Origin of the sequence: Streptomyces sp. MB09-02B (assembly GCF_033794485.1) — a bacterium.
Lineage (GTDB): Bacteria > Actinomycetota > Actinomycetes > Streptomycetales > Streptomycetaceae > Streptomyces.
Genome location: NZ_JARGEE010000057.1, coordinates 1 through 12,921, shown reverse-complemented (window position 1 = coordinate 12,921; position 12,921 = coordinate 1). Strand labels below are relative to the sequence as shown.

Below are 12,921 nucleotides of genomic sequence, written 5' to 3'. Positions count from 1 at the left end.
CAGAGCATGGACCTCCAGACACTCAACGCGCACCGCTCCGCCTCCACCGGCGTCCGTATGAGCGTGCACAGCTCCAAGACGCTCAAGGTCACCATGGTCACCGGCCAGGACCTCCTGGCCAAGGCCGGCTCGATGATCGCGTACGACGGCTACGTACAGTTCGACGGTCCGCCCGCCACGCTGCGGCGCAGCGCGGAGGAGATGGTCACCGGCGAGGGCGGCAAGCTGATGCTCTGCCGCGGCGACGGGGACCTGTACCTCGCCGACTACGGCGGCGACGTCCTCATCCTCCACCTGAACAACGAGGCGCTGTCGGTCAACGGCCCGACCCTGCTGGCCTGCGACGCCTCCCTCCAGCTCTCCATCGAGCCGGTCAAGGGCCTCGCCAAGCTCTCCGGCTCAGGCCTCACCAACCTCGTGATCCGGGGCACCGGATGGGTCGCCCTGGTCAGCCGGGGCGTGCCGATCTCCCTCGACTGCGCCGAACGGGAGACCTACGTCGACCCGGACGCGCTCATCGCCTGGACCGACGGTCTCGACATGAAGGCCCGTCGCACCATCAAGGCCGGTGCGCTCATCGGCCGGGGCAGCGGGGAGGCCTTCCAGATCGGGTTCAAGGGGCAGGGCTTCGTGGTCGTCCAGCCCAGCGAGGACACCGGCGACCGTTTCAAGATCCGTGGCTGACCGGGGCTGAGGGGAGAACACCACACCATGCACAGCACACTCTTCGCGCACATCCCGGTGAACCACACCGAGCGCTACACACTGCAGAACCCGCAACTGCTCAAGACCGACGTCACGATGGGCAGCAGCCCCGTCCTGGCCCGCCAGGGCGCCATGGTCGCCTTCGAGGGGCAGATCGAGTTCGACAGCCAGTACCGCAACCGCAGCTGGCGCAACGCCGAGCGGATGACCGGTGAGCGGCTCGAACTCATGCGCTGCAAGGGCAACGGGATCGTGTATCTCGCCAACTTCGCGCAGTACCTGCACATCATGGAGGTCGGCAGGGGCATCACCGTCGACTCCTCCGCCGTCCTCGCCTTCGACGGCTCGCTGAACGTCGGCATCGTCGCCGTGGACAGCGCCGTCGAGGTGGCCTCGGCGGGGGCGTACAACCTGGAGCTGTCCGGTGGCGGCAAGGTCGTCCTGATGACCTCGGGTGAGCCGCTCGTCCTGGAGGTGACGCCCGAGAAGAACATCTGTGTCGACTCGGACGCGGTCATCGCCTGGTCCACCTCGCTTCGTACCCAGCTCCAGGCGCCGACCTCCACGTCCGCCGTGTGGCGCCGCAGGGGATCCACCGGCGAGGGCTGGGAGATGCACTTCGGTGGCCACGGACATGTCCTGGTGCAGCCGAGCGAGCTGCTCCCGCCGCAGCACCTGCGGACGTCCGGGGTGCTCGGGCAGTTCGGCATGGGCGCGGGCGGACTGAGCGGAAACTCCCTCGGGGGCAGCCGCAACTGATCGACGGCTTCCCGATGGGCAAGCGGTGATGTGCTCATCGGTGCGTGGGCCCATGTGTAAGGGGCGTTCCGCCTTGCGGACGCCCCTTACCGCGTTCGTGCCCCCGGCGGGGGCATGCCCACGACAGGCCACCCACGCCACGCGAAAGAGCTCGGTGCCGCCGCCGCAGTCAGAGCCGTGCCCGGGTGGCCTCCAGCAGGCGTACGACCGACTCGTCGGCCACCGTCGGCACGTCGTCGTAGGCGAACCAGCGCAGGTCAAGAGATTCGTCGCTGATCGCTTCCACCGCGTCGGCGGGGGCGAGGGCCGCGTACTGGACGTCCAGATGCCAGGCGCACGGGGTGTGATGGCGATCCAGGCGGACCGGGCCGCCCGGCAGGAGCGTCAGGCCGGCGATGCCGGACTCCTCCGTGGCCTCACGCAGTGCGGAGTCCGCGAGGACGGTGTCCCCGGGTTCGCAGTGGCCGCCCATCTGCAGCCACATGCGCAGCTTCTTGTGGAGGGTGAGCAGTACCCGGCCGCGCTCGGGGTCGATCACGAGGCCGCTCGCGGTGATGTGTCCGGCGCCGCACGCCTTCCACATGCCGTCCGGGTGGGCCGCGAGGTGGTCGAGGTACGCCTGGCGCAGCTCGGCCTGGTCCTCGTAGCTCTTCAGTACGAGGACCGCGTCGTCGTGCAGGCTCACTCGGTGTCGTCGTCCTTCTTGTCCAAGTCCGGCTTCTTGAGGTCCGGCTTCTCGGTGGAACCGCCCGCGGCCTCGCCGAGCATCTTGTCCAGCTCGGAGAAGTCCATCTGCTCGCGGTGGACGAAGCCGTCCGGGTCGTCCAGGTCGGAGGCGGTGGGCAGCATGTCGGGGTGGGCCCACAGGGCGTCGCGGCCGTCGACACCGCGCGCGTCCGTGAGGGACGCCCACAGGCGGGAGGCGTCGCGCAGACGGCGGGGGCGCAGCTCCAGACCGATCAGCGTGGCGAACGTCTGCTCGGCCGGACCGCCGGTTGCACGGCGGCGGCGCAGGGTCTCGCGGAGGGCGTCCGCGGACGACAGGCGCGGCTTCGCGGCGGCGTGCACCACCGCGTCCACCCACCCCTCCACCAGCGCCAGGGCGGTCTCCAGGCGTGCCAGGGCCGCCTTCTGCGCCGGAGTGTCCTCCGGCTGGAACATGCCCTGCTGGAGCGCCTGCTGCAGCTCCTCGGGGTTCTGCGGGTCGAACTGGCCGACCACGTCCTCCAGCTTGGCCGTGTCGACCTTGATCCCGCGCGCGTAGCCCTCGACAGCGCCGAACAGGTGCGAGCGCAGCCACGGCACATGCGCGAAGAGGCGCTGGTGGGCGGCCTCGCGCAGGGCCAGGTAGAGCCGCACCTCGTCCTTGCCGACGCCGAGATCCTTGCCGAACGCGTCCACGTTCAGCGGCAGCAGCGCGGCCTTGCCGGCCGGTCCGAGCGGCAGGCCGACATCGGTGGACCCGACGACCTCGCCCGCGAGCACGCCCACGGCCTGTCCGATCTGCTGGCCGAACATGGCGCCGCCCATCGACTTCATCATGCCGATCAACGGGCCGGCCATGGCCTGCATCTCCTCCGGCAGGATGTCGCCCATGGCGCCGCCGACGCGCTCGGCCACCGGGTCGACCAGCTCCTTCCAGGCGGGCAGGGTGGCCTCCACCCACTCCGCGCGGCTCCACGCCACGGCGGAGCCCGCACCGGACGGCAGGGACGTCGCGTCGTCCAGCCACAGGTCGGCCAGGCGGACGGCCTCCTCCACGGCGGTGCGCTCGGCGGGACCGACGCTCTCGTCCTTCGTGCCGTCGGCGGTCCCCTGGGAGACCGTCTGGCGGGCGATCTGCTTGGCCATGTCCCAGTTCACCGGGCCGCCCTCGTACGAGAGCATCTGGCCCAGCTGCTGGAAGGCGGCGCCCAGGTCGGTGGGGTTCATGGAACCGAACATCGCGGCGAACGGATTGTCGGCGCCGGGGCCGCCGGCCCCGGGGAACCCGAAACCGAACGGGTTGGCCGGGCCCTGACCACCACCGCTCTGCTGGTCCTTCTTCTTGCCCTCGTCGCCGTCGTCCGGCTCCTCCGGCGGAAGGCCGAATCCGAATGGGGTGTCACTCACGGGATTCCTCGGCTGATAGGGCCATCGGTTTTCTCCGACGGCACGGCTGCCCGAACACCACCCAGCGTAGACACCACGGCGGGTTAAGGCCTCGGTGCTCCGCCGACCGAAGGCCTGCGGCAGGATGGATGCCACCTGGTACGTACGCGTCACCCGCGTTCGTACTGAAGACAACCGCTGGAGACGCCCGGTGAGTTCCCCAGATCCGCAGGTTCGCGCAGCGCGAAACCACTCAACCAGTCCCGCCGCGCGCGGGCCCGTCGTCGCGGTGACCGGTGCCGCGTCCGGCGTAGGAGCGCTGCTCACCGAGCGGCTCGCCGAGTCCGACGAGATCCGGCAGGTCATCGCCATCGACGAGCGGCGCGGCGAGTGCGCGGCAGCGCAGTGGCACATCCTGGACGTGCGCGACCCGGCGATCGCCGAGAAGCTGCGCGGGGCCGACGTGGTGGTGCACCTCGCCGTCGACCTCGACCTGGGCACGGACTCGGCGGCCCGCAGCGCGTACAACGTGCGCGGGACGCAGACCGTACTCACGGCCGCCGCCGCGGCCGGGGTGCACCGGGTCGTGCTGTGCACGTCGGCGATGGTCTACGGGGCGCTGCCCGACAACGAGCTCCCGCTCTCGGAGGACGCCGAGCTGCGGGCGACCGCCGAGGCGACGGGGGTCGGCGACCTGCTGGAGATCGAGCGGCTCGCGCGCCGGGCGCCGCGCGCCCACCCGGGCCTCAATGTCACCGTGGTGCGTCCCGCGATCCTGGTCGGAGGGACGGACACGGCGCTGACCAGGTACTTCGAGTCGCCTCGGCTGCTGGTGGTGGCCGGCTCGCGACCCGCGTGGCAGTTCTGTCACGTCGAGGATCTCTGCGGGGCGCTGGAGTACGCCGTGCTGGAGAAGGTCGACGGGGAGCTGGCCGTCGGGTGCGAGGGGTGGCTGGAGCAGGAGGAGGTCGAGGAGCTCAGCGGGATCCGGCGCATGGAGCTGCCGTCCGCGGTCGCGCTCGGGGCCGCCGCGCGGCTGCACCGGATCGGCCTCACGCCGTCACCGGCGGGGGACCTGGCGTACACGATGTACCCGTGGGTCGTGAGCGGGAGCCGGTTGCACGACGCCGGGTGGCGGCCGCTGTGGACGAACGAGGAAGTGCTGGCGGAGCTGCTGGAGGAGGTCGCCGGGCGGCACACCGTGGCCGGACGGCGGCTGGGGCGCAAGGACGCGACGGCCGCAGGTGCCGCCGGTGCGACGGTCGCGCTCCTGGGTACGGCGGCGCTGGTGCGGCGGGCGCGGAAGGCTCGGGGCAGACGGTGACGGGTGCCCCGGCTGGTGCGGGGCGCGGGTGAGGCACGATGGGGGTATGGCTGTGAATGATGATCACCCTGGTGAGCGGGGGGCCGCGGAGCCCATCAAGCTGATCGGGATCCGGGAGACGGCGCTCTCCCTCGACGAGGTGTTCCGGGCGGTCGGGGACGACGCGGCCGGGGGGACCGCGCTGTTCGTCGGGACCGTGCGGAACCACGACGGCGGAGCCGATGTCGACGAGCTCGGCTATTCGTGCCATCCGACGGCCGAGGCCGAGATGCGGCGGATCGCGGAGAAGGTGGTCGCCGACTACCCGGTGCGGGCGCTCGCGGCCGTGCACCGGGTGGGGAACCTGAAGGTCGGGGACCTGGCCGTGGTCGTCGCCGTGTCCTGTCCGCATCGGGGCGAGGCCTTCGAGGCGTGCCGCAGGCTGATCGACGATCTGAAGCACGAGGTGCCCATCTGGAAGCACCAGAAGTTCTCCGACGGCACCGATGAGTGGGTCGGCGCGTAGCGTCTCCGTCGCCGCGTGACCGGAATACGCCCATGCGCGTTCCGGTTGCGTAACCCGCCACCCGGCGAGAGCGTTGACGGGGCAGACGGATAATCTGCTGATCAGTCAGTTGTGGTTGCTTCATAGGGGTTGGGAGGCCGGCATGGCGGCGCTCGCCTGGTTGCTGATTCCGCTGGTGGCCGCGATCGGTGCCGGACTGTGGGGTGGCTGGGCCAGCCGGAACCGCAGGAGCATCGAGGACGGCACCGAGCTCGCGGGGTACTCGCGCTTCCGCGAGGCCATGGAGCGGTCCCACACCGGCGGCTAGCGCCCGCGCGGCAGTCCCCGGACGGACGGCCCCGACGGTGCACTGACAGGCCTGTCCCGTACTGTCGTTCCATGCCACGCCGCACCGCGACGATGCTCGCCTCCACCCTGATGCTGATCGCGCTCCTGTGCGCGGGAGTGATCATTCCCGTGCCCTATTCGGAGATGTCGCCGGGGCCGACGGTGAACACGCTCGGGGAGCACGACGGCGAGCCGGTGCTGCAGATCTCGGGACACAAGACGTACGCGACGACCGGCCACCTGAACATGACCACGGTCCGTGTGACCAGCGCCGACTACAGGATGAACCTCGTCGAGGCCGTGTACGGCTGGCTGGCACATGACAACAAGGTCGTGCCGCACGACACGCTCTACCCCGACGGTAAGACCGAGGAGCAGTCGACCCAGGAGAACGCCGAGGAGTTCAGCCAGTCCCAGGAGAGCGCCAAGGTCGCCGCCCTGAAGGAGCTGGACATCCCGGTGAAGTCCTGGGTGATCGTCTCCACCGTTCTCAAGGACTCGCCGGCCGAGGGGAAGCTGCACGCCGGTGACGTGATCAAGTCGGTCGACGGTACGGCGATCAAGGCGCCCGAGGACGTCGCGAAGCTGGTCACCAAGCACAAGCCGGGCGAGGACGTCGACTTCGTCATCGTGCCCGCCAAGGCGCAGGCCGCCGCCGAGAAGGCGAACCGGACGGCCACGCAGACCGAGAAGGTCACGATCACCACGGCCAAGTCCGACGACACGGGCGAGGAGCGGGCGATCGTCGGGATCTCCGCCGGGACCGACCACACCTTCCCGTTCACCATAGACATCAAGCTCGCGGACGTCGGGGGCCCGAGCGCCGGACTGATGTTCGCCCTCGGTATCTACGACAAGCTGACGCCGGGCAATCTGACGGGCGGCACGTTCGTGGCCGGTACCGGCACGATCGACGACGCGGGCAAGGTCGGCCCCATCGGCGGCATCGAGATGAAGACGGTCGGCGCGCGTGACAAGGGCGCCGAGTACTTCCTGACGCCCAAGGACAACTGCGCCGCGGCCGCACAGGACACCCCCGACGGACTCACCCTCGTCAAGGTCGACACGATCGAGGACGCGCTCGGGGCTCTGAAGGACATCCGCTCCGGCGACACGGCCGACCTGCCGAAGTGCACCACCAAGGGCTGACAGAAGCAGAGTGACGGCGCACGCGCGCGTGGGGGCGCCCTCCGAGCCGGAGGGCGCCCCCACAGTCGTAGATCGGATCGTCGTAGATCCGAGGATCAGTCCACGAAGGTCGCGGACAGGGCCTCCGCCAGGCCCGGAACCAGTTCGGGGCCGGTGAGGACCTCCGTCGGGGTGTCCTTCTCGCGCAGGCGCAGGGCCGAGTCGCGGGAGCCGTCGCGCAGGACGGCGACCGTCATCCGGACTTCCTGGCGGTCGGGGTGGGAGGCCACCCACTTGGTGAGCCGGGCCTCATCGAGGTTCTCCGGGACGGACGTCTCGGCGGACGGCGGCAGCATCAGCCGCTCCACGGTCAGGGCGCAGCCGACCACCGCGTCGGGCCAGGCGATGGTGCCGAGGAACTCGTCCAGCGCCTTGCCGGCCGGGATCTCGTCCTGCTCGATCGGGGTGAGACCGGCGGCCTCGGACGCGTCCTGGAGCCCGAGCTGGGCCGCGAGGGCGGGTTCCTGGGACCGCAGACGTGCGGTATCCACCAGGGCGAAGAGGCGAGCGGGCTGGTCCCAGCCGAGGCCCGAGGCGTACTCGTCGATCTCGAGCACCGCCCGGGTGAGGGGGTTCGCTGCCATGGGAGTGTTGGACATGGTCACAATCCTGCCTCGTTCGTTCCCGGAAGCGGGAACCGAGTAAAGCGTGAGTAAGTTGCATAGGTGAGGCCCCTACGATCACGGGGCCCGCTGGAGGGTCCGTAGACGCGGGCCTGACGTATCGACAGCGAACTTCGAGGTGCGCACCTTGGCTTTCCAGATGCCGGACCGCGGCGGAGGCCCGACGGGGCCGCGGATCAGAGTGGGCCGACCGTCCCGACGTGTCCGGACCCTGCTCATGACGTTGGGCGTCCTTGCCGTCCTCGGCATGGCGTTCGTCATGTTCGCGGGGTTCTGGACGGACTGGCTCTGGTACCGGTCGGTGAAGTACTCGTCCGTCTTCACCACCACGTTGTGGACGAAGATCGGGCTCTTCTTCGTCTTCGGACTGCTGATGTCGGCCTCGGTCGGCTTCAACATCTGGCTGGCGCACCGGCTGCGGCCGCCGCTGAGCGCGATGTCGATGGAGCAGCAGAGCCTCGACAGGTACCGCATGGGCATCGCGCCCTACAAGAAGTGGCTGCTCCTCGGGATCACGGCCCTGGTGGGCCTCATCGCCGGCGCATCCGCCTCCGGGCAGTGGCGCACCTGGCTGATGTGGGTGAACGGGGTGTCGTTCGGGCAGAAGGACCCCCAGTTCCAGCTGGACGTCTCCTTCTACGCCTTCGACCTGCCCTGGTACCGCTTCCTGCTCGGCTTCGGCTTCGCCGCGGCCGTGCTCTCGGTGATCGCCGCCGCGCTCACCCACTACCTCTACGGCGGCCTCAGGGTCACCTCGCCGGGCGCGCGTGCCACCGCCGCTGCCACCGGGCACCTGTCGGTGCTCCTCGGCATCTTCGTCGCGCTGAAGGCGGTCGCCTACTGGCTCGACCGGTACGGGCTCGCCGTGAAGTCCAGCGACTTCAAGGCCACGGGCAACTGGACGGGCCTGAGGTACGTCGACGCGAACGCGTACCTGCCGGCCAAGACGATCCTGTTCTGCATCGCCGTGATCTGCGCGCTGCTGTTCTTCGCCACCATCTGGCGACGCACCTGGCAGCTGCCGGTCATCGGCTTCGGCCTGATGGTGCTCTCCGCGATCCTCATCGGCGGGCTGTACCCGGCGATCGTCCAGAAGTTCCAGGTCCAGCCGAACGAGCAGGCCAAGGAAGCGCCGTACGTCGAGAAGAACCTGGCGGCGACGCGGCAGGCCTACGGCATCGACGGGACGGACGTCGAGGAGTACTCGGGCGTCAGCGACACCACGGACAAGACCAAGCTCCGCAAGGACGCCGACACCACGGCCAGCATCCGCATGCTCGACCCGAACATCGTCTCGCCGACGTTCCAGCAGCTCCAGCAGATGAGGAACTACTACGCGTTCCCCACGAACCTGGACGTCGACCGGTACAGCAACGAGGACGGCGCGGAGCAGGACACCGTCATCGGTCTGCGCGAGCTGAACCTGGCGGGCATTCCGAAGAACAACTGGATCAACGACCACTTCCGCTACACCCACGGCTACGGCGTGGTCGCCGCCAAGGGCACCGAGGCCACCTCCGGCGGCCGCCCGGTGTTCACCGAGTCGGACCTGCCGTCCAAGGGCGATCTGGGCAAGTACCAGCAGCGGGTCTACTACGGCGAGAAGACCACCCAGTACTCGATCGTCGGCGGTCCCCAGGACGAGATCGACTACTCCGACGACAGCGGTGAGAAGACCACCAGCTACAAGGGCAACAGCGGGGTCAACCTCTCCAGCCCGGTCAACCGGGCCGCGTACGCGGTGGCGTTCAACGAGCCGCAGATCCTCTACTCCGGTGCCATCGGCGAGGGTTCGCGGATCCTGTACAACCGCACGCCCAAGGAGCGCGTCGAGGCGGTCGCCCCGTGGTTGACCATCGACGGCGACGCCTACCCGGCCGTCGTCGACGGCAAGATCCAGTGGATCGTCGACGCGTACACCACCACCAACGGCTACCCGTACGCCTCTCGCACCACCCTTGGCGATACCACGGCCGATTCGCTGACCGCGGACAACAGCCAGCGCGCGGTGGTGGCCCAGCAGAACCAGGTCAACTACATCCGCAACTCGGTGAAGGCGACCGTCGACGCGTACACGGGTCAGGTCAAGCTCTACCAGTGGGACACCCAGGACCCGGTCCTGAAGACCTGGATGAAGGCGTTCCCGGGCACGGTGGAGTCGAAGGACGACATCTCCGACTCGCTGCTGGCCCATCTGCGGTACCCGCAGGACCTGTTCAAGGTGCAGCGCGAACTGCTGACCCGCTACCACGTGAAGGACGCCGAGACGTTCCTCAGCGGCAGCGAGGTGTGGCAGGTCCCGGACGACCCGACCAACACCTCGGGCAACGCGGTGCCGCCGTACTACCTGAGCATGAAGCTGCCGGGCCAGTCGGAACAGGCGTTCTCGCTGACCACGACGCTCACGCCGAACGGCCGGGACAACCTCAGTGCCTTCGTGGCGGTCAACGCCGAGGCGGGCACCAAGGATTACGGCAAGATCAGAATTCTGAAACTGCCGACCAGCGAACCGATCGACGGGCCGAAACAGGTCCAGAGCCAGTTCAACTCCGAACAGGACATCGCCGAGACGATCAGCCTCCTCAAGAGAGGTGACTCACAGGTCGAGTACGGCAACCTCCTGACGGTCCCGCTCGACGGCGGCCTGCTCTATGTGGAACCCGTCTATGTGCGAGGCGGCGGACTCAAGTACCCGCTGCTGCGCAAGGTCCTGGTCACCTACGGCGGCAACACGGCGTTCGAGGACACCCTCGACGAGGCGCTCAACAAGGTGTTCGAGACCGAGGGCGCGCCCACCGAGCCACCGGCGGACGACCCCGACGAGGGCACCGACGAGCCACCGACGTCCGGTGATCCGACGGTCCAACAGGCCCTGCAGGAAGCCCAGAAGGCGTTCGACGAGGGGCAGCAGGCCCTCAAGGACGGCGACTGGGAGGCGTACGGCCGGGCCCAACAGGACCTGGAGGACGCGCTGAAGCGGGCCGAGGACGCGCAGGCCAAGGCCGACGGGACCGGCGGCAGCGGCAGTGAGGAGAGCGACCAGAGCGGCGACGGAGGCTCCGGAAGCGGCTGATGCAAGGCTCCGTCCCGCGCCGTGGTACGGTTGCAACGCAACGGCGCGGGGTGGAGCAGCTCGGTAGCTCGCTGGGCTCATAACCCAGAGGTCGCAGGTTCAAATCCTGTCCCCGCTACTGAAGTTGAAGGCCCGGATCCTCTAAAGGATCCGGGCCTTCGACGTGTTGTCCGGAGTGCTCGGGAAATCTGTGTTTGACTTGTCGCTCTGTGGGCATGTCGACAAAACGCTGTAGTGACCTCAATGGCTGCGGTATACCAGGTGTACCCAGGTTGCAGGTGGTGCGACGATGGACGTTATGGGGGACAAGGCAACTCTGTTGGAGAGCGGGCGGTTTGCGCAGCCTGCCGACATTGCGCTGCCTGCCGACTTCGTGGTGCCCGCCGAGTCCGCCTCGTCGGTCGAGTCCGTGCGGGCCGCGGACGAGGACGAGACGGGGGACGCCGTCGAGGAGGCCCGTCAGCGGCTCGCCGCCGAGGCCGGTGACACCGAGGCGATGAGCGTTCTCGGCGCCATGCTGCTGCGCCGCGGCGACCTCGACGGAGCCGAGCCCTGTCTGCGGGCTGCCACCGCGGCCGGGGACCGGGCGGCCGCCAACAACCTGGGTGTCCTGCTGCACCAGCGCGGGTACGCCGACGAGGCCGCCGGCTGGTGGCGGGTCGCGGCCGTCGCCGGTTCCGCCGCCGCCGCGCACGCGCTCGGCCGGCACCACCGCGAGCGCGGCGACGAACCGGCCGCCGAGTACTGGCTGCGCCAGTCCGCCGAGCAGGGACACGCGCTGGGTGCGTACGCGCTCGCCGACCTGCTGGAGCACCGCAGTGACGCCGCCGCCCAGCGGTGGATGAGAGCGGCCGCCGAGCGCGGGCATCGCGAGGCCGCGTACCGGCTCGCGCGGACGCTCGACCAGCGCGCGGAGCAGGAGGAGCGCGCCGCCGTGCGCGAGGGGCGGAAGATCGCGCGCGCGGCGCTGGAGATCGGGAGCGGCCCCCGCGAGGGTCGTGCCGCCGTGCGGGACGGCGGCGGACAGGCGGTGCGCGCGGGGGAGCGCGACACCGACAACGCTGTCGGGGCGGGTGCCGCCGAGGAGGCGGAGCAGTGGTACCGGCAGGCGGCCGCGCGCGGGCACCGGCGGGCCGCGCTGCACCTCGGGGCGATCCTGGAGCGGCGCGGGGAACTCAAGGAGGCCGGGCGCTGGTACCTGACCTCCGCCAAGGACGGCGAGCCGCGCGCCGCGTGCGCGCTCGGATTCCTGCTGCGGGACGCGGGCGACACGGAGAGCGCGGCCGTGTGGTGGCTGCGGGCCGCCCAGGACGGCAACGGCAACGCGGCGAACGCGCTGGGCGCGCTGCACGCCGAGCGGGGCGAGACCCAGACCGCCGAGCGCTGGTACCGGGCCGCGATGGACGCCGGGGACGTCAACGGCGCGTACAACCTCGGGCTGCTCTGCGCCGAGCAGGGGCGGACCGCGCAGGCCGAGCAGTGGTACCGGCGCGCCGCGTACGCCGGGCACCGGGAGGCGGCGAACGCGCTGGCCATCCTGCTGCTCCAGGTCGGCGACGCGTCCGGCGCGGAGCCGTGGTTCTCCAAGGCCGCGGAGGCCGGGAGTGTCGACGCCGCCTTCAACCTGGGCATCCTGTTCGCCGGGCGGGGCGACGACGCGACGGCGTTGGTCTGGTATGAGCGGGCGGCTGCTGCCGGGCACACCGAGGCGGCGCTCCAGGTCGCCATAGCGCGGCTGCGGGACGGTGACGAGCGGGCCGCCGAGCGGCATCTGCGGTGCGCCGCCGGCGGGGGCAGCGCGGAGGCCGCGTACCGGCTCGCCGCCGTGCTCGACGCGCGCCGTCCGCCCGCGCCCGCGCACGAGCTGGGGGAGCCGGTACGGGAGAAGAACGAGTGCGAGGAGTGGTACGAGCGTGCCGCGTCGCAGGGGCATCGGCGGGCGCAGGTGCGGGTCGGGATGCTGGCGGCCGGGCGGGGGGACGTGGTCGAGGCCGCGCGGTGGTACCGGGCCGCGGCGGAGTCGGGGTCGCGGAACGGGGCGTTCAATCTCGGGCTGCTGCTGGCTCGGGAGGGGAGTGAGCCGGAGGCCGCGGTGTGGTGGGCCCGTGCCGCCGATGCGGGGCACGGGCGGGCGGCGTTGCGGCTTGCCCTCGTCTACGCGCGTCGGGGTGAGCTGGCGGAGGGCAAGCGGTGGGCCGATCGGGCCGTGGCGCTCGGGCCGGCGGAGGTGGCGGAGCGGGCGGCGCGGTTGCGGGACGCGTTGCGGGACGAGTTGTCGGCGTAGGGGGTGTGACGTCGGGGTGGCTGCGAGGGTGCCGTGGGGGTG

At 70.4% G+C, this 12,921-nt stretch carries 11 protein-coding genes and 1 tRNA gene; 9 read left to right on the top strand and 3 right to left on the bottom strand.

What is annotated here, in order from left to right; all coding sequences use genetic code 11:
• The first annotated feature begins 6 nt into the window (after positions 1–6).
• Both P1P70_RS11350 and P1P70_RS11345 read left to right on the top strand, forming a co-directional pair.
• Entirely contained in the window at positions 7–684 is a 678-nt protein-coding gene (locus P1P70_RS11350) for an AIM24 family protein (protein WP_239757115.1), read from the top strand.
• A 27-nt stretch (positions 685–711) separates the two neighbouring features.
• The gene (locus P1P70_RS11345) at positions 712–1,464 is read left to right on the top strand and encodes an AIM24 family protein (protein WP_319236685.1); all 753 of its coding nucleotides are present in this window, start codon (positions 712–714) and stop codon (positions 1,462–1,464) included.
• A gap of 169 nt (positions 1,465–1,633) precedes the next feature.
• On the opposite strand, the gene P1P70_RS11340 is transcribed toward P1P70_RS11345, so the two are convergent.
• Entirely contained in the window at positions 1,634–2,149 is a 516-nt protein-coding gene (locus P1P70_RS11340; protein ID WP_319236684.1) for an NUDIX hydrolase, read from the bottom strand.
• Complete coding sequence (locus P1P70_RS11335; protein WP_319236683.1) at positions 2,146–3,576, bottom strand: zinc-dependent metalloprotease; 1,431 nt, start codon at positions 3,574–3,576, stop codon at positions 2,146–2,148. The genes P1P70_RS11340 and P1P70_RS11335 overlap by 4 nt, the downstream gene beginning before the upstream one ends.
• Positions 3,577–3,766: 190 nt before the next feature.
• On the opposite strand from P1P70_RS11335, the gene P1P70_RS11330 reads away from it, so the two are divergent.
• The 4 genes from P1P70_RS11330 to P1P70_RS11315 all read left to right on the top strand — a co-directional run bounded on the left by P1P70_RS11330 (position 3,767) and on the right by P1P70_RS11315 (position 6,860).
• The gene (locus P1P70_RS11330) at positions 3,767–4,879 is read left to right on the top strand and encodes an SDR family oxidoreductase (RefSeq protein ID WP_319236682.1); all 1,113 of its coding nucleotides are present in this window, start codon (positions 3,767–3,769) and stop codon (positions 4,877–4,879) included.
• A 46-nt stretch (positions 4,880–4,925) separates the two neighbouring features.
• A complete protein-coding gene (locus tag P1P70_RS11325) occupies positions 4,926–5,384 on the top strand; it encodes a molybdenum cofactor biosynthesis protein MoaE (RefSeq protein ID WP_319236681.1) in 459 nt (152 codons plus the stop codon).
• Between the two features lie 115 nt (positions 5,385–5,499).
• Complete coding sequence (locus tag P1P70_RS11320; protein WP_215457968.1) at positions 5,500–5,691, top strand: hypothetical protein; 192 nt, start codon at positions 5,500–5,502, stop codon at positions 5,689–5,691.
• A gap of 71 nt (positions 5,692–5,762) precedes the next feature.
• Positions 5,763–6,860, top strand: coding sequence for a PDZ domain-containing protein (locus P1P70_RS11315; RefSeq protein WP_319236680.1), 1,098 nt, complete (start codon positions 5,763–5,765; stop codon positions 6,858–6,860).
• Between the two features lie 95 nt (positions 6,861–6,955).
• Here the strand turns inward: P1P70_RS11315 and P1P70_RS11310 are convergent, their stop codons facing one another.
• The gene (locus tag P1P70_RS11310; RefSeq protein ID WP_319236679.1) at positions 6,956–7,498 is read right to left on the bottom strand and encodes a PPA1309 family protein; all 543 of its coding nucleotides are present in this window, start codon (positions 7,496–7,498) and stop codon (positions 6,956–6,958) included.
• A 163-nt stretch (positions 7,499–7,661) separates the two neighbouring features.
• On the opposite strand from P1P70_RS11310, the gene P1P70_RS11305 reads away from it, so the two are divergent.
• The 3 genes from P1P70_RS11305 (at position 7,662) to P1P70_RS11295 (ending at position 12,879) form a co-directional block, all read left to right on the top strand.
• A complete protein-coding gene (locus P1P70_RS11305; RefSeq protein WP_319236701.1) occupies positions 7,662–10,595 on the top strand; it encodes a UPF0182 family protein in 2,934 nt (977 codons plus the stop codon).
• A 44-nt stretch (positions 10,596–10,639) separates the two neighbouring features.
• Positions 10,640–10,713, top strand: a tRNA-Met gene (locus tag P1P70_RS11300).
• Between the two features lie 171 nt (positions 10,714–10,884).
• Positions 10,885–12,879, top strand: coding sequence for a sel1 repeat family protein (locus tag P1P70_RS11295; protein ID WP_319236678.1), 1,995 nt, complete (start codon positions 10,885–10,887; stop codon positions 12,877–12,879).
• Positions 12,880–12,921: the final 42 nt, after the last annotated feature.